General features: G+C 49.7%; 16 protein-coding genes, 1 tRNA gene and 1 pseudogene. 3 read left to right on the forward strand and 15 right to left on the reverse strand.

The genetic code is table 11. The features are described from left to right. Positions 1–164: 164 nt before the first annotated feature. The 11 genes and pseudogenes from H8K43_RS02845 to H8K43_RS02895 form a co-directional block, all read right to left on the reverse strand. Entirely contained in the window at positions 165–1172 is a 1008-nt protein-coding gene (locus H8K43_RS02845) for a helix-turn-helix transcriptional regulator (protein ID WP_186902453.1), read from the reverse strand. A gap of 65 nt (positions 1173–1237) precedes the next feature. Continuing rightward, positions 1238–2869 carry an NERD domain-containing protein gene (locus H8K43_RS02850; protein WP_186902454.1) on the reverse strand — a complete coding sequence of 544 codons (1632 nt, stop codon included), beginning with the start codon at positions 2867–2869 and terminating at the stop codon, positions 1238–1240. Positions 2870–3557: 688 nt separating this feature from the next. Further along, on the reverse strand, positions 3558–4916 hold the full coding sequence (locus H8K43_RS02855; RefSeq protein WP_186902426.1) for a hypothetical protein: 1359 nt from the start codon (positions 4914–4916) through the stop codon (positions 3558–3560). Positions 4917–4925: 9 nt separating this feature from the next. Next, positions 4926–5870, reverse strand: coding sequence for an ABC transporter ATP-binding protein (locus H8K43_RS02860; RefSeq protein ID WP_186902427.1), 945 nt, complete (start codon positions 5868–5870; stop codon positions 4926–4928). After that, on the reverse strand, positions 5860–6255 hold the full coding sequence (locus tag H8K43_RS02865) for a GntR family transcriptional regulator (RefSeq protein WP_186902428.1): 396 nt from the start codon (positions 6253–6255) through the stop codon (positions 5860–5862). The genes H8K43_RS02860 and H8K43_RS02865 overlap by 11 nt, the downstream gene beginning before the upstream one ends. A 295-nt stretch (positions 6256–6550) precedes the next feature. Beyond that, on the reverse strand, positions 6551–6898 hold the full coding sequence (locus H8K43_RS02870; protein WP_186902455.1) for a hypothetical protein: 348 nt from the start codon (positions 6896–6898) through the stop codon (positions 6551–6553). A gap of 65 nt (positions 6899–6963) precedes the next feature. Beyond that, positions 6964–7262: pseudogene (locus H8K43_RS02875) on the reverse strand (IS3 family transposase); the annotation flags it as partial. A 636-nt stretch (positions 7263–7898) separates the two neighbouring features. Next, complete coding sequence (locus H8K43_RS02880; RefSeq protein WP_186902457.1) at positions 7899–8720, reverse strand: plasmid recombination protein; 822 nt, start codon at positions 8718–8720, stop codon at positions 7899–7901. Position 8721: 1 nt separating this feature from the next. Beyond that, positions 8722–9177 carry an AlpA family transcriptional regulator gene (locus H8K43_RS18900; RefSeq protein WP_230403617.1) on the reverse strand — a complete coding sequence of 152 codons (456 nt, stop codon included), beginning with the start codon at positions 9175–9177 and terminating at the stop codon, positions 8722–8724. A gap of 954 nt (positions 9178–10131) precedes the next feature. Next, positions 10132–10208, reverse strand: a tRNA-Pro gene (locus H8K43_RS02890). Positions 10209–10452: 244 nt separating this feature from the next. Continuing rightward, the gene (locus H8K43_RS02895) at positions 10453–12090 is read right to left on the reverse strand and encodes a methyl-accepting chemotaxis protein (protein ID WP_186902458.1); all 1638 of its coding nucleotides are present in this window, start codon (positions 12088–12090) and stop codon (positions 10453–10455) included. Between the two features lie 259 nt (positions 12091–12349). Between H8K43_RS02895 and H8K43_RS02900 the strand changes: the two genes are divergently transcribed. After that, positions 12350–13285: a histone deacetylase family protein gene (locus tag H8K43_RS02900; RefSeq protein ID WP_186902459.1), complete on the forward strand. Its 936-nt coding sequence runs from the start codon at positions 12350–12352 to the stop codon at positions 13283–13285. 33 nt (positions 13286–13318) lie between these two features. After that, complete coding sequence (locus tag H8K43_RS02905) at positions 13319–16021, forward strand: bifunctional acetate--CoA ligase family protein/GNAT family N-acetyltransferase (protein ID WP_186902460.1); 2703 nt, start codon at positions 13319–13321, stop codon at positions 16019–16021. 79 nt (positions 16022–16100) lie between these two features. Here the strand turns inward: H8K43_RS02905 and H8K43_RS02910 are convergent, their stop codons facing one another. From H8K43_RS02910 to H8K43_RS02925, 4 genes are all read right to left on the reverse strand, one after another. Continuing rightward, entirely contained in the window at positions 16101–17312 is a 1212-nt protein-coding gene (locus H8K43_RS02910; RefSeq protein ID WP_186902461.1) for an SGNH/GDSL hydrolase family protein, read from the reverse strand. Positions 17313–17329: 17 nt separating this feature from the next. Then, a complete protein-coding gene (locus H8K43_RS02915; RefSeq protein ID WP_186902462.1) occupies positions 17330–18763 on the reverse strand; it encodes an SGNH/GDSL hydrolase family protein in 1434 nt (477 codons plus the stop codon). A gap of 5 nt (positions 18764–18768) precedes the next feature. Beyond that, positions 18769–20160 carry an MBOAT family O-acyltransferase gene (locus H8K43_RS02920; protein WP_186902463.1) on the reverse strand — a complete coding sequence of 464 codons (1392 nt, stop codon included), beginning with the start codon at positions 20158–20160 and terminating at the stop codon, positions 18769–18771. Between the two features lie 220 nt (positions 20161–20380). Continuing rightward, on the reverse strand, positions 20381–21373 hold the full coding sequence (locus H8K43_RS02925; RefSeq protein WP_186902464.1) for a 2-hydroxyacid dehydrogenase: 993 nt from the start codon (positions 21371–21373) through the stop codon (positions 20381–20383). Between the two features lie 85 nt (positions 21374–21458). Between H8K43_RS02925 and H8K43_RS02930 the strand changes: the two genes are divergently transcribed. Continuing rightward, on the forward strand, positions 21459–21896 hold the full coding sequence (locus H8K43_RS02930; RefSeq protein ID WP_186902465.1) for a ribonuclease HI family protein: 438 nt from the start codon (positions 21459–21461) through the stop codon (positions 21894–21896). The last annotated feature ends 88 nt before the right edge of the window (positions 21897–21984 follow it).

The raw sequence follows: 21984 nt of genomic DNA on the forward strand, positions 1-21984 counted from the left end.
ATCCAAGTCAAGAGCAACATATAAATTCATCTTAAATTATTTCCCTTATGTATGGCACTTTCGCAAATATTTGACCTAGCACGATGCATTTTTCATGCCTCGCTTGAAACTGAGAATTCTGATAAAAAATATCTTAACTTACCAAATAATATGTTTTTAACAATTCAACTTAAATCAATAGAGCCGAAGTAACTTCGGTAAGTTTTTTTTATCTGGTCGCGAACAGTTACACTCAGCTCGTCTGGCGAAAGTAATTTAATATTGCTGCCACATGAAAGAATCCAGCGTAGAAGCTGTCCACTGGAGGGTATTGTCACTGTTAGTAATGAGCCGTCTTCCCCTTCCTGCATTGGGATAAGTTTCTGACTATCATTCAATGGACAGTCGTAAAGCAAGGTCTCCACATAGCCACTGACGACCGCCTTCAGTTCAATCATTTCTCCATCAGAAAAATCTGCCTTTCCCCTGGCAATGTAATCAGCAAAGCAGAAACTGCCGGTTTTTTTATCAGAAGTGCCTAGCAGCTCTACCTTTAAAATTCTGTCGACTGCGTAAAGCCTCTCGCTACCACCATCATCTTTCAATGCAACAAGATAAATTCTAGGGCCGCGTTGCATAATGCCCAGCGGATGCAACGTCGGTTCACTGACATTTTCCTGGCGGTCTTTGTACCTGATACGTACTGACAATCTCTCTTTGAGTGCTTTCAGTACCGATGAAAAAATACGGTAATCAATCACTGCTGGCTTTAAACGCAAGCTATCTGGAAGGATGCAGATTTTTTTCTCATCCAACGCAATGCCATCATCTGGTTTTTTGAGCCTGGTAATCAGCTTTGCCAAATCTGTATTCGAAACAATGCCTTCGAGCTCAACCTTTAAGTGTTCGATAAAATATTCCCAAACAGGACCGTCAATCTCATCATCCTGTGCGACCTGAACATAAGTTGGTGAATTTTCACTCTTATGATGTAGTGCAACTCTTCCTGCAGAAATGAGGTCTTTTAAATCTCGTTGGATAGTACGTGCGGTAAGTATCAAATCCGGGTTGGAATTCGCTAATTTCTCAATGATTTGCTTACTCGAAAACCCAACGGACGCTCCTTGATCAGCGGTTGGAAGCAAACTTTCAATTAACTTCAGGCGTTCAACCCTGTCATACGAGAGAGACATAATGAAATTTCAAATAATCTGATTTGTTGATATTACTAACACAGTGCGACATACGTTGTCGGCAGTTAATGTGCACACATTTCTTGCACTAACAGGTCTGAGGCTCGTTGGGTCAATACAATCGACACGGACAATGTGCCCCTAGTCATACCAACGAACAACTTTGCACGTTCAGCTTTTGACAGCTCTGCAAAATCAACCTCTGTCAGGATGATGGCTGCAGCGGACTGCCCCTTGAAGCGAAAAACAGATTCCAGCAACAAAAGGCCTTTACTCCACTTAGCCTGACCATCCTCAGAGAAGTCTCCAGTGAAGCGTTTTGTGCTATAGCTAGCAAGATTTTCCTGCCGAAGCACTTTAGATTGCTGCATTCCTTTTACAGTCAGTACCGCGATATCGGTGACGTCTATGCCCTGCTTCAGACAATCCTGAATTGCACCTTCTGTTTTTTTAATCAAATCATGTTCCCCGCCGTCATAGATATAGAACTGAGGAATATCACCATGCCATGGACTTTTTGATTTAATACTCTTGGATGTAAGTCCAAAAGCATTTATCGCCTGGCAAATCATCTGCGGGCTACGGAAGTTGTCCATACACTCGATACTGACAGTCTCAGATAATTCACATGATTTGCGTGCATAGAGGCATTGGTCGGCATCTTCAAGGAGATAAAGTCGGCCATCAGGGCGCAGAAAATTGAGAAGATGATTAATCCACTCCGGCTGAAGATCTTGAGCCTCATCAAGAATCAGTAGATCTACCAGCTCTTGGTCCAAGGGTGCACAATTGAGAAAATGCTGAGTCGCCTTGCTAAAAATATCGACATCCCGGAAATCAATGATTTGACCACCCTGGCGATAGCGATCTATACACATCGTATGAAAGGTCGTGCATTGCCCGGGAGCGATCCGACACATATGCTCTGCCAATGGCCGATTGAAACAAACATAGAGTGAACGTAGGCCCGATCCGGCGACCTCGTTTAGCAAGGACAGTGCAAGCTGTGTTTTACCAGATCCAGCCGTCGCTTGAATACGATAGCGTTGAGTCGGTGCTTTAATCCGTGGCACCCAGGTGGCAAGTCCATCTGAAAGGCCTCGGATAGTTTGCAGAAGCTGCCCCTGTATTGTCGCGACATCCGGCACCAAATCCAAATGATTGCTCAAAAACGCTTTGACATTGGAGGCATTTTTGTCCTTTGTGCCAGGCGGAAGTAATTTGATGATTCGGGCAGGCAAATTAGGGAAATCGACGCTATCAAAAATGCGCTCCCTTGGCAGGCCAACGATCGCCGATTCCGTTACGCGGAAATCTGGTAACACTAAACATGTCTGCACATGTACATTAAGATTTTCTTTACTCAGCAACTGTCGCATCGCGCCATACTGAGTATGAATCTGCACAACGACATCTCGTCGGTTCTGTTTATAGTCCTTTGTAATCTTGCCATTAATGATATTTACTGCGCCAGCTTTAACCTCAATCAGTAATAGATCGCCTGCTTGATTCATTACGATGAAATCAACTTCACCGTGACTATCCTTTTCTTTTTGCAATGACTGCCACTCGATATTATGAAAAATACAGTATTCATCCGGCAGCGCTCTTTGTAATAGTTCAAGCACATCCAACTCACGACGGTAGCCGATAGTCTTTTTTACTTGCTCTGACAAATCCGGAAGTAGCGCCACCATAATGATGAAAAATTAATTGACGAAGATGCACAATTGTAACAAATGTTACTAATATTTATAATGCAAATAAGAAAGTTTATTGACGTCTTCTTGATGAATGTCATCTGCGCTGGGCGCTAGAACGGGAGCTTGCTACGACATCTATTGTCGCAATCATTTTTTAAAATCTTTCAAACAGTTGATCCTGACAGGTTCAAGTGCCTGTATCCAAACTGACTCAATAGGGAGAAAAATGCCTGTTCCAACATTGAATGTGTACGTCCAATGCAGCTTCTGTGGATGGCGAAAACTACTGGCCCATAGTACAGATGTCATACCATGTAAGTCAGAAAAAGAAGTAAAGTGCCCGCGATGCTCTCAGCCAACGATCGGCCTGAAACTTGAGAAGAATAATTTTTTCTCGGGAATATGGAAATGAGGCGATAAGTGTCAATCTAACGAAGAGTAATCCCCCCTCCAATAGTCAGACATTTTTCATTCATCAGGAGCGTGTTCTTCTAAATATAAAAGCACGCTTCACGTGTAGTGCGATCAATGGTGGCTGAACTATCTCTTCCTGAACGCAAAGCCTTTTTGCTCACCTCATTTGTAGTTAGTAACCGGTCTTGCGTTACCAAGGGCAATGCACGGGAACAGGCTTACCGACCGCCCCGCCAAACATGCAGGCCGGTAATTCGTGCCCCACCCCTTACAAATAAGCAAGCAATCTTTCGCGAGTCCAGAGTTTGTTGGCGTAGATTAAAGCGCCAACACCTGTCACGATGACGCACAAGACATACGTTGTGTTCATGGTAAATATCGCGGTCGTTATTGGATTCCGTTGTTGTAAATAAAAATAGAGAGCAGCAACAGATGTCGCCAATAACCACGCAATAAATAGATAGAAGAAACTGCGACCTTGGTTTTTGCTGCCTCGGATAAGCAAACCAATGCAGAACGCACTGATTAATTCGATGACCAGAATGGCGATGCTGAGGAAAGACACGGACGCCGTATCATTTAATGCCATTGGCGTCGAAAAGAACATTTTTGAGCCCAGCAAGGTAAGGAAAATGAGAATCGCCCAGCATCCGTAATACATCACACTTGAGATCAGAAAATGATTGGCAATGCGAGCATTTTGAAAGTTTTTTGGCAGCAGGAAAAAACGCCAATGCAAATCTTTGACCACGATGTAAGGGCTGGAAAATGCAGCGATCATTACTAAGAACAGCAGGTGGGGTAAGGTCACAGGTGCATGCCAATCAACGACCAGCTTAGAGCTAATCGGAAGAAACCAGAATAGGCCTAAAATAGCGAGTCTACCTTTCTTTTCTCTGGCGTTAATCGATCCAAGGCTAGTGAACCGCAAATAGAAGTGGCGCAAGTTACTGATGAGCACCAACTCTCTCAATCGGAGAAATAGCGTTTTTCCTTTTTGAACAGGTGGTTTGTCCCAGTAGAGCAATGTGCAAACAGTGAGTATCGGCCACGCCAAGATGGCAGGTAAATGCCACTCAATGGAAGCATTTATCCACTGCTTGGCTCCCATGTGGAAAGTAATGTAAATTAAGCATGCTACGAATGCAAAGAATAACAAATAGCATCGTTTATTCAAATAGTGATTGAATACCATTGGCAAGGAAAAACCGCCCGCTAATGCCAATGACGCCATCGCCAATAACGCGCTAGTCGGCAATAAATCTTTATGGTTTAACTCCAACGTAGCGAGCACACAAAGCAGGATAATCAGACCCAAGGAGGTTCGCGTCAAAATTGCGCGCTGCCAGCCATGCCATAAACTGACAGGTGTTTGCATATGATAGAAAACTCGCGCGCCTGAGAGCATAATGCGTCCCCATTTTAGCCCGCTCACCATTAAACTAAATAGGCAAACGCCGGTAAAAACGGAAGCATAAAATAACCAATGCTTACCATCTTTGTTCAGCAAAATTATGCTGTATACGATCGCGAGTAAGGTCAGAAAAAAAATTGAAATATAGCCTGTGTAACTACCTGTATACCAAAATTTCAATGTCTTCGATTCTGACTTTAACATGGCTTGCATTTTCATAATTCAATAATTCAAGGCGATAAAAAGATCATCGAGACCGTTGATAGACGGTGCTGTAACGATGTCATCGATGTCAAATTTAGTCTCAGAATTTTTCACTATCCAGTCACGGAGTACACGTGTGTCTATGACACATTGCTCTCGATTTTCGGCAATACATAGTGATTGTGGTATGTTGAATGAAGATTTTGGTAAGATTCGAATGAATTCCAAAACCGCATCCCATTCCTCAAATAACTGAATTCCGCCATTGCGCATGAAGGCAACGTGAGACACCACGCGTTCTAAGTCGCTTAATAAATGGCTGGAAATAAGGATGGTCGGCGCATATTCGACGCTGCTGTCATGTTGATCTTTTTCATGGATAGAATCAGCAAAGAATGGTCGTTCATCTTGAAACAAGGAACGCATGAAATCACGTCTTGTCATAGGATCAAGGCTTGATACTGGCTCATCCAAAATAACTAAGTCTGGTTGATGTGCGAGCGCCAGCACCACCGCCAATTTTTGTTGATCGCCTCCCGATAGTTGACTTACTTCACGAGTCATAGGCAGACGCAAGCGTAGCGCCAATTCTATGGCACGTCGTTCGCGCCATTTAGGATAGACTTGCCCTATCATCTTGATGTGTTTTTCAACAGTGAGCCAAGGAAATAGATCAGCGGATTGCGCAACAAAGCCGAGTCGTTCGCGTATCGTATCGTCCATTTCTAGTACTGGTGTATCGAACAGGCATACTTCGCCTTGCTGAGGCTTATGCAATCCAACCAGACAACGCAGCAGCGTCGATTTACCGCAGCCGTTGGCACCAATGAGACCCACCACTGCACCATGAGGAATCGCCAGATTGACATCTTGCAATATCGATTTAGAGCTATAGGAATAATGCAGGTTTTCGCAGGAAATCGCGAATTGCTTGGCGGCTGATGCTGTGGTCTTAGTCTGCATTTCTTTTATTCTCGTTCTCTATAGTTTTTAATGCCTGTTCAAATAACCTCAGCGCTTGCGCCTTCTCCAATCCGAGCTGATGGGTTACTTGGGCTGCACTCAACATCGCAGGCATAGCTAAAATGGTTTTGTCTTTTGCCGTATTGCGCTGCTCTGCAATCACCATGCCGACCCCACGCATGCGCACTAATACACCTTCGATCTCCAGCATGTTGTAGGCCTTGCTGACAGTCATAGGATTAATCGCATGTTGCAAAGCGACCGTCCGCACGGAGGGCAATGTATCACCTGAACGCAACTGTCCACTGGCAATAAAGCGCCTCACCTGATCGATGATCTGGCGAAAAATGGGTGTGCTGCTGGAAGGGTGTATATCGTAATTCATTGTGAATTAGTGTATCACTACGATAATACACATTACAAGGTATTTCCCCATAAGCGCCTCAGGCTGGCTTGCGGCTTACTTAGCCTTTTTGTACAAAATCCTGAAGATATCGATGTAAATATGATTATCTTAGTTGTTTTTAATATTGCAATTTATTGCCTTCAGGATATATAGGCAGCTGGGTCTTTGGCGACCCACAAATTGTGTGCCTCATTGAGGAATTTTTATTAACCACTAAAATAGGAGCCAAATATGGCTTTGAAAAAAAACTGAATCGCGCCACCCCTTTGGCTTTTTAATGCGCCAAAAATGCAAACATACTCTTAGAGAAATAAGAAATATTCGCCATCACACCGAATGTTATCTGCAGCCAAGCTATCCACTTTAGAGGACTACAAGCTCTCGACTCTCGCCAAGTCAACCCGATACAAAATACAACCGTCCCCCACAGCAAATAACCAAATACATCCAGCGACAAACCGAATGCCATTTTTAACAAACCAATCGTAGAAACAAATAAAAATAGCCTCGAGTAATAATCTCTATATTCCTTCGATATCCCACCAAAAATTTTTGGCAGCAAAGAAGGAACCAAACCTAAACAAAGAACTACAATGGACGAACATACCCAAATAACGATCATTACAGCTTCCTTCAGACTGAGTTAATTGACCTTCCCCCGATAATTAGTTCACCATCAGGTGAATGTCATGCAGCGAGATTCTCTTGATTTTGTTTCTTTATCCAGTCTTCCAGATATTGAACCGGCGAGCGGTAACCTAATGTGGAATGCTGCCGCGTTCGATTATAAAACACCTCAATATATTCAAAGCTCGCAGCTCTCATTGCATCATGGCTTGCATAGCGAATTCCATGATAACGCTCATTCTTGAAGCTGTTAAACCAGCTCTCGGTCGGTGCATATCCCAGCAATTTCCCTTCCGACTCATGGAGCAAATCATGCCAAACTCCTTGAGCTTGCTCTGAAACGCTTTACTGGCATATTGACCTGCTGAGAAATTCTATTGAGGAAAGAGTGTCTGTTGCTGAATTGATTCATCTGCACTGATTCTTACTGTTTTTGCGATTAATAATGTTTTTGATAACAATGAAAACGAAGGCCTGTTGAAATCACCAGCAACGTTAAAATGCGTCTAAAAGTGGGGAGGAAAATAATTCAGCCCTCGAACACTAAAGTTGAAGTTATATTTTTGATTTCCAGTTATTGTGGAAAGCAACTCTGCTCATTTCGGACAGAACCCACTATTTCGACTTGGGAAAGTGAACATTACTTCTCGTCCGAAGTTAATCAAACGTATTGCAGTGACACCTTGATCGGCATCAGCTGCATGGCAAATCCTCACAGTTCCTCGTCTAAGTTTTACCGAATGTAAATCCAAGAGCTTCCTGAGCTAACTTTCCTGAGCCAGCTTGAAACCATGTCTTTAGACAAAGGCACGCAAAACTGCCCCCCCCATTTCTATGCGCACCATCTGCGCACCTTGGTTTTGCGTACCTTGCAGCGCCAGCAGTTGATGGGCTTTCCAGGGTAAATAGTTCGACTAAAACACGCAGTTGTACCTGAGCAGAAAAATGGCCCTCAACTTGATGAAGGCCATTTTTGGCTTGTTATGCTATGGCAGCTATGCCGCCACAAAATCGGACTTTAAAGACTTCACCTTCTTCGTCATGACGCCAACGAAGGATTTGGCTTTGTGTCGCTTTGCGCGTTTTCTCAGCTGATTGGCGAGTACAGACCGGAGTTTATCGGTGTTCTTAGCGAATATTTCAGAGAGCAACTGGCGTAAGCGGAGTTCGGTCAGTACAGCGGGTTCTGCGCGTATGTATTCAATCAACTCATTCGCAAATTCCAGGTCGCGTTTTTTGTCATTCCCGGTTTTAGGTGTTTCGTTGAAAAGGTTGTACTTCTTCCCAACCACTTCTACACAATTGCGGCGCAAGGCTTTTAAGGTGTTGGCATTCCCCATGATTTCACTACCGCGAAAATGCCCGTCTTTGATCGGTAGCAGAATCACGTGCACATGCGGGGCGGACTCATCCAAGTGCGCGACGGCAGAGATGACGGGAATGCCCTGATAGTGAGACTCGACCCAATTTAAAAAGTCTTCAAAGCACGCCCTGACGTCAATCGTGCTGTCGGTCGGCAGCGAAAATACCAATTCCACGCCTCGGATATTGTCTTTTCGCAGGATTTTTGCATTGGCAGCCTGAATCAGTTGCTCCATGTGCTGCACAACCGCTGCAGCTGTGCCCTCGCCTCTCAACACAAAATTCAAATGACTTTTTCTTGGGTCGATAGCGTTAGCTGCATTTTCCAGCAACTCCGCTTTGATCTCCCTGAGGTTATGCCTGGCTGCCTTTTCAATGATCTTTTCATCGTAGCGATTACGGGAATTACTGCCGACTCTCTGCACGCGCAGCACCAAAGGATAGGTTTGCGTCATGTCACTCTCCCCGTCCCAGTTGCAGCAGCCAGGCATCGATTTCATGCTCGTAGTAGCCAACTGCCCGCGCGCCGAGGCGGACCTCTTTGGGGAAATTTTTCGCACTCTTGTACTTGTAGATCAAACTTCGCGACATCCCGGTTTTCTTCACCACATCCTTCATCCTGAGCATCCGTAATGCCTGATCCTTGCTTGGCCGCCACTGCGGGATAGGCAGCGCTTCAGGCTCGAGCAAACCAGCGCGTACAGAATTGGAGCTGTTTGTGCCATCACCTGCTTCAGCATTCCGCTTTTTCAGAAGCAGCTTACTCATAGATACCCCCGGACCACCGGCATTGTCTGCAAACCCATTGCGAATATAAAGCCCTTTGATAATTGAAAGACAAGTGTAATGTTCATCATAGCGACCACGCATCACTGAGCTATCGGTGGACATTAACAAATCGGTTGTTGTCATAAATTTTATGTAAATAATAAATAAGTGGGTTTTTACGCAAACGATGCATCGAAAAATGATGCTTATCCTTGCGATCTACAAACTCTAAGACCAAAAATAAAAAAACTTAGATTTTTGTTTTTCCGGGTGATTCTGAAATTTTTTAAGCAAATTTTCAGTGCTAAACAAGGCCAAAAATTCACTCAACAAATTTCAAAAAACACCTCAGGCTTTTTTATTCTGGATCAGGTTTTAGAAAAACTTAGAAAATAGTTCGGTTTTTTAAAATATTTTTTTTCGCATAAAAATCCGGGCTTTTTGAGCAGGCAGATCATCAAATTTTTCATCGTTATTGATGAACCTAAACAGGATTTTTGATTGCTGCTCGGCGATAGTTTTTGCATGGGCGATTCCAGAAAAGTTGATCAATTCAACGTTGATTGACGGCGGATTGACGGCCGACTGACAACTGATTCACGTCGATAAAAATTCAAATTCGATGCGTGTGAAATTTATTCTGGAGCCATTTTCAACAAAACTTAGATTTTTGTTGTGCAAGGTGTTTTTTTTCGCTGTGTGCTGTTTTTGTGGCCAGCGGACTTGCGCAGTGAGCTGTTTTTCTGCAGAGGGAGTGCTGTGTTTTCTCGGCTGGGAAATTGCGAAACCCTAACAGTGCATAGGGGTTGAGGATATTGGATGGGCCGCTCACCTGCCCGCATTTGGAAATTCCTTGCCTCCTGCGCCAGCGCGAAACTGCAAATTCACAGTGCCGCAGCACAGGCGACAAATGATCGCGAACGGCAGCCTTTTGACGCTGCAAACACAGCCATGCTGGCGCTGAAAACGAAGATAAGGAATTAAACGCTAGTGTTGGGGTAAAAACCAGGAGGGAAAAGTGTTGGGGTAAATGTTGGGGTAAAATCTCCAGAAAGCAAAAAGGCCAATCTGCTGATTGGCCTAAGTCCTTGATTTTATTGGTCGGGGCGAGAGGATTCGAACCTCCGACCCCATGCACCCCATGCATGTACGCTACCAGGCTGCGCTACGCCCCGACTCGAGGAACAGATTATAGTAGATGATAAGCATTTTTGCCATGTATCCGGATAAAAATACTGGTAATCATTTGCTGCCTGCGCGGCCACTGACTTGGTCTTTCTCTATGTCGCTGGGCACATAGCAACAGCAACCTCAGGCCAGGCACTTTTTCCGATTTGCAGACTTGTCCTCAACTGCAATACTGAAAAAAGTGCAGATGACTACATGCCTTGGGTCATGACTTATTATGCATGCAGGTGACTACGCAATCATTGCTGGTCTGGGCGCTGAGTGTGCAATCTTGATCGTTTTTTGTTTTGTCAGTCTGGCCTGACTGGCAGCGCGAATGACTTGAAATGCACCAACCAGTGCGGTCAGTTTCTCTGCCTGTTCGCGCATAGAAGCGGAGGCATACGCAGCCTCCTCAACCAAAGTGGCATTCTGCTGAGTGCCCTGGTCTATTCTGGTCATAGCAACGTTAATCTGCGTAATGCCCTGATTCTGTTCGCTACTGGCGGCAGTAATTTCATTGACCACATCCACCACATTTTGCACACTCGACACCACCACATCCATAGTGCTGCCTGCGCGCTTGACCAGCTCACTGCCTAGCCGGACTTTTTCATTAGAGTCATTGATCAAAGCCTTGATTTCTTTCGCCGAAATCGCACTGCGCTGTGCCAATTGCCGCACCTCACTCGCCACTACGGCAAAGCCACGCCCCTGCTCGCCAGCACGTGCGGCTTCCACTGCCGCGTTCAGCGCCAGAATATTGGTCTGAAAAGCAATGCCGTCAATCACAGCAATAATATCCACGATTTTTACAGTCGCCTGGGTGATAGCATCCATATTTTCCATCACGTCGGCCACCATATTGCCACCTTGCGAGGCAACACGCTTTGCCTGATGCGCAAGCTGATTGGCCTGCTCCGCATGATTCACGTTTTGTTTGACGGTACTGGCCAGCTCCTCAAGTGAGGCTGCAGTTTCTTCGAGCGAGCTGGCCTGCTGCTCCGTCCTGACTGATAAATCATTATTTCCTACTGCGATTTGATCCGCCGCATTCGAGATCGACTCTGTGCTGTCCCTGACTTCATTGACGATCAAAGCAAGGCTGTCGCGCATGGCTTTGATCGCATACAACAGACTGCGGCTGTCACCGTCCTGCAGATCAATTGCAGCGGTCAGATCCCCTTGCGCAATGAATTGCGTTACCGTTTTGGCATAAGCTGGCTCACAACCAATTTCCCCCATTAGTGAACGCCGGATACCGATCGCAATTGCCAGGCCGAGTACAACTGCCACGCCACTGCCGACCGACATGATCCATACGACTTCCTGATACTCGCTATCCGCAACATGTTCGTCATCGAGACTTTTTTTACGCTGCAATTCAATAAAATCATGAATCGCCTGCTGCCAGGCGGCAGTAGCCGGAATCGCCTGTGTCATCAATAAATTCACCGCTTCTTCTTTACGTCCAGACATACCCAATTCCAGGAATTGCAGATTGAGTTTTCCTGCGACTTCGGTATCGCGCATAATCTCTGCCACAAAGGTTTTGCCTTTTGCATCAAGCGGCATTTTTGCCAACTCCGCCAGCGCCTTGTCGTAATTCAAATTGGCAGCAGTGACTTTCTTTTTCTGCTCCAGCATCTCATTCATATCTGACAGCAAAGCGATAGTACGTACTACGCGCGCCGTCACGTGCACGGCGTCGCTCATATCCTCCAGTAAGGCCATCTTACGTACATTGACATCGACCACATGGTGCAAAGAATTGTTATTGATTTTAATGCCGTATAAGCCAAATCCCGCAACCAGGCCGAGGAAAAGAAGGATGACGCCAAAACCTATAATCAGACGGGTATTAAGACGCAATTGAGAGAACTTCATCATGACCTCCGAGCCTGGGCAAAGTAGAACTGAACGGATACCAATATGGTCGCGCTAAATGAAAAGCGATAGCATAAAAGCGCCAAAACATTTCCACATGGAAATTTGTTTGATTATATGAAGCATTTTTTGTGTTTTCTGTTAATCATTGTTGCTTCAAAATTCCTGAGTCCAAAAGCAGACAATGCAGTCTTTGTAACTTTGTAAGCCTGGGTTCAGCCAGCGGCCTTATGATAGATGCATCAAAGCGAAGGATGACCCAATGCTACCCGCCTACATTACGCATCACGACTGCCTCCTGCACGATATGGGAGAGCAGCATCCGGAATCCCCGGCCCGTCTGGGCGCAATCAATGATCAGTTACTGATGCATGGGCTGCTCGATTACATGCATGCGTTTGATCCGCCGCTGGTCACCCAGCAACAACTGGCAAGGGCGCACACCGAGGCTTATCTGGAGAATTTTGCACAGACCGGAGCGAATGTGCCGGAAGATGGCTATGTGCAGATCGATCCTGACACCCGCATCAATGCTTACTCTTACCGCGCGGCGCAAAGAGCTGCCGGGGCTGCGGCGATGGCGGCGGAACTGGTTGCGAGTGGCAAAGCGCCAGTCGCGTTCTGCAATATCCGCCCACCCGGACACCATGCGGAACGCGCAGCGGCTGGCGGCTTCTGCTTTTTCAATAATGTCGCGGTGGCCATCCTGCATGCGCTGGACACGCAAGGCATCAGCCGGGTGGCATTGATAGACTTTGATGTACATCACGGCAATGGCAGTGAAGATATTCTGGCGGGCGATCAGCGTGTTTTAATGTGTTCCAGCTTTGAAAAAGATATCTATCCATTTTGTGGTGATATTCCCAAAGCGACTAATATGATTAATGTCGGCCTGCCCTCACGTTCAGGCGGCAAGCTGTTCCGCGAAATGGTGGCAGCGCACTGGCTGCCTGCGCTGGACGCGTTTGCACCGGAGATGATTTTTATCTCAGCCGGATTCGATGCACATCGTGAAGATGACATGGGTAATCTGGGCTTGGTCGAGGCCGACTTTGCCTGGGTCACCAAAGAAATCGTGGCAGTCACCAATAAGCATGCACGTGGCCGCATCGTGTCCTGCCTGGAAGGCGGCTATGAATTGTCGCCGCTGGGACGCAGTGTCGCCGCGCATGTACGGGTCTTGATTGGCGCTGATTAAACTGCTGCGCCACACCACTTTACAAAGACGATTATGGACAAACACTACCTGTCATCCTTATTTTCTCCGCAATCCATCGTGGTCTTTGCCGGGCCACAGGAGCCGTCAGAACAGCAGCCTGATCAAGCCCTTGAACAACCCGGCAGCCTCGCCAGAGTATTGGTAGCCGACCTGCAGGAAAGTGGTTTTCAAGGCCCAGTCAGCTATCTGGACATCAGCATGACAGGTACGCTGGGTGATCTGGCGGCCTCACGCGCCGATCTGGCATTAATCGCACTGCCGAATGCGCAATTAGCCGATGCACTCGAAGTAGTAGGACGCATACAATGCAGGGCCGCGGTTATCCTCTCCAATGGTGTCGACAGCCAGCTTGCTGCGCACCTGTACCAAATCGCACGTCAGCACAATATCCATTTACTGGGCCCGAATTGCATGGGATTCCAGCGGCCTAAAAATCAGCTCAATGCCAGCGTGCTGGGCAAACTGGCGCGGCCAGGCAGTATAGCGGTGGTATCACAGTCAGGAGCACTGGCCAGCTCTATCCTGGACTGGGCTGCAAAAAGCGGCATCGGTTTTTCTGCGGTGGTGTCATTGGGTGCGAATACCGTGGTGGACATTGCCCAGGTGCTGGATTTCCTGGCCGAAGACCGTCATACCCAGAGTATCGTGGTATATCTGGAAGGCATACGCCATGCACGGCGCTTCATGAGTTCGCTACGTGCAGCGGCCAATGCCAAACCGGTCATTGTGCTCAAGGCAGGCCGTCAGCCGGATGGCTCGAAAGCGGCTTTAACCCACTCAGGTGCCATCGTCGGCAGCGATGCGATTTTCGATGCCGCCTTACAGCGCGCCGGTGCGGTGCGGGTGCGCTCTATGGTACAGATGTTTGCTGCCATCAAATGTCTGTCGGCACGCTATCTGCCGGTGGGACGGCGGCTGGCAATCATCTCGAATGGCGGCGGTCCTGCGGTGCTGGCAGCCGATGTCTTGAATGAACTGGGCCTGCAACTCGCCACCCTCACCTCATCCGATGCGGAACAGCTGACGGCGCGCTTATCACCGCTGGCCTGTGTGCGTGACATACTGGATCTGGGCCAGGATGCCGATGCCAGCCATTTCCGCGCTGCGATTCAGGCTTGCGCCCATAGCCAGCAAGTCGATGGCATGCTGGTGATCCTGTCACCTACGCCCGGCATCGACACCGGTACCATTGCGCAGGCGCTGGCTGATGAACAGCCGAATGTGGGCAAAACCATGATCAGTTGCTGGATGGGCGATGAACAGGTCGCTGATGCACGCAAGATACTGTACCGTGCAGCGATACCGAGCTTCCGCACACCGGAAGCGGCAGTCGACGCCTTCCATCATATTTCTCTGTTCCACCAGAACCAGCAATTGCTGCGCCAGGTGCCCTCACCTTTATCACAACTGGCTAAGCCAGACATAGAAGGCGCGCGCATCCTGATTGAAAGTGTGCTGGCCGAACGTCGTAAAATTTTGACGGAAATGGAATCCAAGGCTTTGCTGGCGGCATTTCATATTCCAGTCACCAAAACCATCCTGGCGCGCTCTGCCACCGAGGCCATGCTGGTGGCGAATCAGCTGGGCTATCCGGTCGCACTCAAAATCGATACACCCGACATCCCGCATAAATCTGATGTACAAGGTGTGGCACTCAATATCAGCAATGCCGCCGCAGTGCGCGATACCTGGCAGGATATGCAGACCCGCGTCAGCCGGCTGTGTCCGGATGCGAAGATCCATGGGGTTACGGTACAAAATATGTCGGGCAAACCGGATGGACGCGAGCTATTCATCGGTGTGTCGACCGACGAATTATTTGGCCCGGTGATTTCCTTTGGTGTTGGTGGCGTCATGATAGAACTGCTGACTGACCGTAGCCTGGAACTGCCGCCGCTGAATCAATTCCTGGTCCACCGGCTGATAGACAGGGTCAGGTCGTCCAGTATTTTGCAAGCCTGGCGCGGCGCACCCGCAGTTGACCGGGAAGCGCTGGAACAAATCCTTTTACGGGTGTCGGAAATAGTATGCGCCTTGCCGCAACTGCGCGAAATGGATATCAATCCGGTCATCGTCGATGAGGACGGTGCGGTAGTGGTGGATGCACGTATCGTGATCGACAATGTGGCACTCAAGCCCGGTAACTATGAGCATCTGGCGATTTCGCCCTACCCGTCCGACTCGGAAATGGAATTCCCGTTGCGCGATGGCAGCCGCTACATCGTGCGTCCGCTGCATCCGCATGATGCCGATATGCTGCAAACCCTGGTGCGCGGGCTGTCGGATGAAAGCCGCTATTTCCGTTTTGTGTCTTCGATTAAGGAATTATCTGAGCGCATGCTGGCCAAATTCACCCTGATCGACTATGACAGGGAAATGGCGCTGGTGGCGATCTACCCTGAACGCAGCGCCCTGCCCGACGGCGGTTTTGCTGAAACAGAAAAAATCATCGGTGTGTCGCGCTATGTGACCAATCCCGATAAGAGCAGCTGTGAATTCTCTTTACTGATCGCCGATGAATTCAGTGGTCAGGGTCTGGGTTCGCGCATGATGCTGTCCATCATAGAAGTGGCACGCAAGCGCGGCCTGAGCCAGATAGAAGGTTTGGTACTGACTAAAAACGCGTCCATGCTCAAGCTGATGCGTAGCCTGGATTTCCGGATACAGGCTTATGAAGACGATCCTGATTTCCGGCTGTGCGTGAAATCCTTATAAACTGCTGACGCTGTGATGCTGCTGTGATGCTGACTACCATCACAGCGTCAGGTTCAGCGTCAGGGTCGGCAATGATAACTCAGCGCCCCTTACGGCCACGCTGGTACATATGGATAAATGACTCGTAAAAATCGGCACCGCTGCGCTCATAGCCGTCTTCAGTGAAATGGATCAGATCCTGTCCAGCCAGCGGTGGATTGGCAGCCGCATAGCGCTGTATGGAGCAGGCACCGCCCATGGCTTTTTCCCAATCCCAGTACAACAGCTTTTCTTCAATCGCGATTTGCTTTTGTATGGTTTGCACATTCCTTAATGCCGCAGGGATTTTATAACGGCAGCCAACCTGCTCGCCGGGGCCGGTTTTTCTGGCTGAATTCGGTGCACCAATCAGCAATATCGCCGCTTGCGGCGCGGCGGCGCGCAGGTTACGTACCGAAGTTTGCAGGTCGCTGTAATACGCTTCAAAATCAGGCTTGGCATCAAAGGCTTCGTTGGTCCCGTAAGACAAAATCAGCAAATCGGGCTTACGCCAGCGCAGCTGATCGCGCAAGGCTTCCGGTTGCCAGCGCAGGATCACGCGCTGCATCGCACCGACGACGCCCAGTGCATCGACCGTCACACCGGGTGCCAGCGTATCAATCACGATGCCACCCAGCTCTGCCGGTGCTTCATCGGCACGCAGAAAAAAACTGTTCTGCTCATTACCAGCGCCATATACATAACTGACTTGCCAATCCTGAGACAGCGGCGCAGCCAGTTCACGCTGTTCGCCATCCGGCATGACAATGCGCCAGCCACCGGTAGTAGCGTCACTGCTGCGGCGCGACCAGATGCTGACGCGCAGCGGGCCATTGACCGGGAACTTGGGCTGGATCTCCATGTAGGCGCCAGGATCGGGCAAATTGGCGACGCCGCCTACCGGGAAATTCTCAGGATTGGCGCGCGCGATACGGGTTTTCCAGTTACCTGCCATTTTCATCAAGACCTGGGCTGAGCGTTGATTCTTGACGTAACCCGGCGTGATCCAGCCTATGCCGGCATTGCCAAAACGTTGCTGCATGCGGTCGCGAAACGCATGTGTGAAGTAATCGCCACCGGTATGCGAATCACCAAATTGCATAATCCTGAGCACATCCTTGCTTTCGCCACGCTCCAGCGCTGCCAGTTGCCGCCAGACGCGATGGATGTTCGGATCGCCATAATCCACTACCTGCGCCAGCCCTGCCGCCTGACTCAGTTGGGGCAGCAGCAGGAACAGCACAGTTAAACAGCTTAGTGTGGAATTACGCATCAGTTTCAATCAGTAGTTCAGGAAGAAGTGGTCGACGTCACGGACGTAGTAACCGGCGTTGATAGTACACGACTCTCTTTGCGGCGCGGATGAGCAGGCGGGATGGAGACCGGACTGGTGACTGGATTTGCGACTGGATGTGCAGCCGGGCTCAGGTTCTGCGCTGCACTGTCATTCTGTGCCTGTTCGGTGGCGGCGGGCTGCGGCAACACAAACTGGCGCATCACCAGTTGGGTAAGCAGTTTATGGCCATCGCGCGTAAAGTGCACGCCGTCGCCACTACGCACCACAATTTGCTCACCACTTTTACCGGTAATGGTGCGCTGATATTCATCGGCTTTATCGCTCAGGATTTCACGCGTGGACAGATAGCGTGAAGTACCGTCTTTCATTGCCCCCGCATACAATTGATTCAGTACCGGTACGCCTTTCTGGATATTGTCCTTACCCATATTCGGTGCACCCAGCCAGATCACCCGTACATGCTGGGAATGCGCAAAGTTCAGGATACCCGCCACCCGCTCTGCGTATAAACGACGCCAGGTTTCGCTGCCGAAAGGCTCATATTTACCGCCCAATACCATGTCCCAGGTATCGTTGGCACCCATGAAGATCACCAGAATACTGATTTTTTCTTTAGGGATCAGCTCACGGATGCGACCGGGCCAGTCAAAATAATTCGGATAGGTCAGTCCTGTGCTTTGCTTACTCACGTCCAGCGCTTTGACCTGCACATTCTGCAAAGCGCGCGCCAGATGCGGCGCAACCCCTTGCATCATAGAGTCGCCGACCAGCAATACGCGATCCGTTTTGGATAACACGATACGACCATCTTCCGCCAGACGGGCAAACTGGGTCACAGTGGGCAGCTCTTCGCTATCGCCGCTGTCGGCCTGTGCCGACGTTGCCGATGCCGCCGATGCAGTATGTGACGCAGATGCGGCTTCAGGATTGATGTTCGCAGCACTGGCCGTCGTATCCGCGCCAGTTGTGCCATTTTCCTTAATGCGCGACCCAGCTTCCGTTTGCACTGAACTCAAAGTACCTAATTGCTGTGCATGCGCCTTCAGCGACAGGCCGGCCTGCGCCGAGCTCTTGATCACAGGCTCAGACACTTGTGCGAGATCCTGATCCGTGAGAGCAGCTTTACCGTATAACAGCACATTTGCTGCCAATACCATACGCTGCTGTATTTCTGCCACACCGGATAAGCGGTTTTGCAGTGCTGACTCCAGCTGTGCGCTGAGTACCGGCCCCTGGCGCCACCAGGCATGTGGAATCGCAGTCGACAAACCCAGTTCAGCATGGCGCGTCTGTTGCCAGTACAGGTCCAGCGCATCCTGACGCAACCAGGCGATCAGCGCCAGGCTGCAGCCTAATAAACTCAACGCCCGCAGCGCAGTTGTTGGCTGTGCCTTGCGGTCGGGATGGTCACCAAAATACATATTCATTCTGTTCAGTACGAATAATACAAAAACGCCGGAACCCCGGATGGGCCCAGATAATTGATGAGTAAAACGGTCAGCGTAACCAGCAGCACTTGCAGCGGCAGCGGTGTTTTTTCCAGCCAGCGCACTGCCTGTCCCTGCCAGCGTTCATACCCCAGAGCTCCCGCAAAGAATACGCCCAGCAATAAGAAACCGGCCATGACATTCATTTGCAGCGGGCCATCAGCACGTGTGAGTCCAGCCAGATAGTGCAAAGCTTCCTGCCAGTTTTCAGCGCGGAAAAATACCCAGGCCAGACAGACAAAGTGAAAGCTGAACACGGCACCGGCTATACCCTGCACCCGCTTGCCGGTCAGGCGTTCAAAGCCATTTTGCAGCACCATGCCCAGTCCATGCAAGGCACCCCAGATCAGGTATTTGAGGCTGGCACCATGCCACAGGCCGCTGATCAGCATTGCGTTGAAAATCGTCATCTGGGTCAGCCACCAGCCACCACGGTTGCCGCCCATGGGGATATACACATAATCACGTATCCAGGTCGACAGCGAAATATGCCAGCGCCGCCAGAATTCGCGCAGACTGGTCGCCAGATAAGGCTGGTTAAAGTTATCTGCCAGACGATAACCAAGCAGTAATGCCAACGCGATCACCAGATCGGAATAACCGCTGAAGTCAAAATAAATCTGTATCGCAAACGCATACATACCGACCAGCAGTTCCAGTCCCTGATAGGCATCCGGATTGGCAAACAATGGCTTGACCCAGGCATCCGCCAGCCAGCTGGCCAGCCAGACTTTCTTGATCATAGCACTCAGCAGCAGACAAATCGCCAGCGCCGGGCGCTGGATTTCGCGCTGTTCACGGGCTTCGAGTTGACTTAATAAACCGGAGGGGCGGCAAATCGGCCCGGCAAACAGCGTAGGAAAAAAGGCCAGATACAGGCTGCCATCCAGCCAGGATGCGGGCTCACGCTCGCCGCGTGCCAGGGCAACCAGATAGGCGATGGACTGAAAAGTGTAGAACGAAATCCCGACCGGCAGAATGATATCCAGTGCCGGAATCGCCCATTGCCAGTGAAAAAATTCCGCAAGGCCCTGCATGCCTTCACGGAAAAAATCAAAGTATTTGAAGACGGCCAGATTCGCCACCGACAGCGTAATCGCAATCGCTGGCAAACTACCCCTGAGCGTGGGCCGCCATACAAGCATCTGACTGATCAGGCTGACAAAAGAAGAATAGACCACCAGTACAGCAGCAAAACGCCAGTCTATCGAAGCATAGATGCCGTAACTGGCCACCAGTAAAGACAATTTCTGTGCAACCGGCCACTTTACCAAAGACCAGTACACCACCAGAAACAGAAAAAAAACGAGCGCAAACTCAGGAGACAAATAACTCATACATGAACAACAAAATTGAGGATAGCGCTGACAAGAAGCTGTAATCAGTCAAAGAAGCATGCGATATCAGCCATGGTGCTCCCGACCTGCCTCCGTTAGCGACATGGTCAACAGCATCTGCTGCAACGCTGAATCACATCTGGAAAACCAAGCTGCGCGCTTGAGCTGGCAAATTGGTATTTCCAATTTACATTATTCTAACATTGACTTGCACGTATGGTCAGTAAGCTTGTTGTCTGTCTACGCCTTTAGGCAACAAGCCATGCTCGCGGTAACGCTTTAGATTGCCCGCAACGATATGCGCGGCGCTTTCTTTATCGGTCGGGGCCGAACAATGTGGCAGCACGGTCACAGCCGGATGCGTCCACTGCCAACTGTCCGGCGGCAGCGGCTCGACCGCAAACACATCGAGCACCGCGTGCTGCAGATGCGCGGCATCCAGCGCTGCACGCAAATCCTGTTCAACCACGATGGGGCCACGAGCAAAGTTGACCAGACTGGCACCAGCGGGCAGCATGGCCAGCCGCTGCGCATTGATCAGGCCGGTGGTTGCTACTGTGAGTGGCAGCAGGCATACCAGGATATCGGTCTGCGCCAGCATCGCTGACAACCCCGCTTCACCGCTATAACAATCAACACCATCTAAGTGCTTCTGAGTGCGGCTCCAGCCCAGCACAGGAAAACCCGCCTGCTGCAAACTGCGTGCTGCAGCTTCACCCAGCGCGCCCAGTCCCAGCAAACCTATCTTGCGCTGCGTCGCAGGTCGATATGCTTGCGGCTGCCAGCGTTGTTCTTTTTGCTGCTGCAGATAACGCGGCATATCACGATGCAAATACAGCACCCAGGCCAGCACCGCCTCAGCCATAGTGGCCGCGAGACGCGGATCAACCAGGCGCACAATATGCACCTGACTGTGCTGCATTTCAGCTAACAGGCGCTCTACCCCAGCCCACACTGAATGCAGCCAGACCAGGTTCGGACAGGCGGCTAACTCGGCCGGATCAGGATTAGCGACAATCGCGACTGTCACCGCAGCTTGATCAGCCGGACTCAAAGCAGAAAATGGCACGATACGCTCATCGGGCATGGCTGCCTGCAAGGCCGCTACCCAGGCATCGGTCGCGCCATAGCCAGGTGCTGCCAAAAAAGGAAGTGGAGGAAGCGAAGGACGCAAATCAGCAAGGGCATTGGCGGGTGCAGCAGAATTCGGCATGATCAATCAATCGGGACGTCGGAAAAGCGCATAGCATAGAACTTTCCGCATAAAATTGCAGGTTTTTCAGCCTGCAATGATACCCATGCCCAAACCACGCACACCTGATGCCAGACCCGCCGACTGGATGGCCTGGTTCGATGGCTCTTGCAAGCCCAATCCGGGCGCCTGCCAGATCGCCTGCATTTTGCAGGGACCAGATGACCAGCGGATAGCGCATACGCAGGCGGCTGGCCACGGTGACAGCAGCGATGCGGAATACCAGGCGCTGATCCAATGTCTGCAGCTCGCCCTGCGCCATGTCGCACCCGGCCAGTCGCTGCGTATCCATGGCGACAGCCAGGTGGTGATTGACGATGTGCTGGCGCGTTATGGCAAAACTTCGGCTCTGCTCGCGCATTACAGGGATCATAGTCTGCAATTGCTGAATCAGTTAGCGAATAGTCAATCGGCCTGTCATCTGCAATGGATACCGCGACATAAGAATGTGGAAGCCGACCAGTTAATGCGTACCCAGTCCTGATTCACAGCGTGCATCATTGATGCATAGCGAACGCTGAAAATTGTCGCAAGCTTTTGATTATTCAGCAAAAAACCGCAGCGACTCCGGC

It is taken from the genome of Cognatundibacterium curvum, from assembly GCF_014284235.1.
In the GTDB taxonomy this organism is placed as follows: domain Bacteria; phylum Pseudomonadota; class Gammaproteobacteria; order Burkholderiales; family Burkholderiaceae_D; genus Undibacterium; species Undibacterium curvum.

Bases quoted from the DNA above. Each gene is read 5' to 3' on its own strand.
- H8K43_RS02895 (WP_186902458.1), bottom strand. From the start codon at position 12,090: ATGATGAAGTTCTCTCAATTGCGTCTTAATACCCGTCTGATTATAGGT.
- H8K43_RS02850 (WP_186902454.1), bottom strand. From the start codon at position 2,869: ATGGTGGCGCTACTTCCGGATTTGTCAGAGCAAGTAAAAAAGACTATC.
- H8K43_RS02855 (WP_186902426.1), bottom strand. From the start codon at position 4,916: ATGCAAGCCATGTTAAAGTCAGAATCGAAGACATTGAAATTTTGGTAT.
- H8K43_RS02925 (WP_186902464.1), bottom strand. From the start codon at position 21,373: ATGCCGAATTCTGCTGCACCCGCCAATGCCCTTGCTGATTTGCGTCCT.
- H8K43_RS02880 (WP_186902457.1), bottom strand. From the start codon at position 8,720: ATGACGCAAACCTATCCTTTGGTGCTGCGCGTGCAGAGAGTCGGCAGT.
- H8K43_RS02910 (WP_186902461.1), bottom strand. From the start codon at position 17,312: ATGCGTAATTCCACACTAAGCTGTTTAACTGTGCTGTTCCTGCTGCTG.
- H8K43_RS02930 (WP_186902465.1), top strand. From the start codon at position 21,459: ATGCCCAAACCACGCACACCTGATGCCAGACCCGCCGACTGGATGGCC.
- H8K43_RS02900 (WP_186902459.1), top strand. From the start codon at position 12,350: ATGCTACCCGCCTACATTACGCATCACGACTGCCTCCTGCACGATATG.
- H8K43_RS02920 (WP_186902463.1), bottom strand. From the start codon at position 20,160: ATGAGTTATTTGTCTCCTGAGTTTGCGCTCGTTTTTTTTCTGTTTCTG.
- H8K43_RS02905 (WP_186902460.1), top strand. From the start codon at position 13,319: ATGGACAAACACTACCTGTCATCCTTATTTTCTCCGCAATCCATCGTG.
- H8K43_RS18900 (WP_230403617.1), bottom strand. From the start codon at position 9,177: ATGACAACAACCGATTTGTTAATGTCCACCGATAGCTCAGTGATGCGT.
- H8K43_RS02870 (WP_186902455.1), bottom strand. From the start codon at position 6,898: ATGATCGTTATTTGGGTATGTTCGTCCATTGTAGTTCTTTGTTTAGGT.
- H8K43_RS02865 (WP_186902428.1), bottom strand. From the start codon at position 6,255: ATGAATTACGATATACACCCTTCCAGCAGCACACCCATTTTTCGCCAG.
- H8K43_RS02915 (WP_186902462.1), bottom strand. From the start codon at position 18,763: ATGAATATGTATTTTGGTGACCATCCCGACCGCAAGGCACAGCCAACA.
- H8K43_RS02845 (WP_186902453.1), bottom strand. From the start codon at position 1,172: ATGTCTCTCTCGTATGACAGGGTTGAACGCCTGAAGTTAATTGAAAGT.
- H8K43_RS02860 (WP_186902427.1), bottom strand. From the start codon at position 5,870: ATGCAGACTAAGACCACAGCATCAGCCGCCAAGCAATTCGCGATTTCC.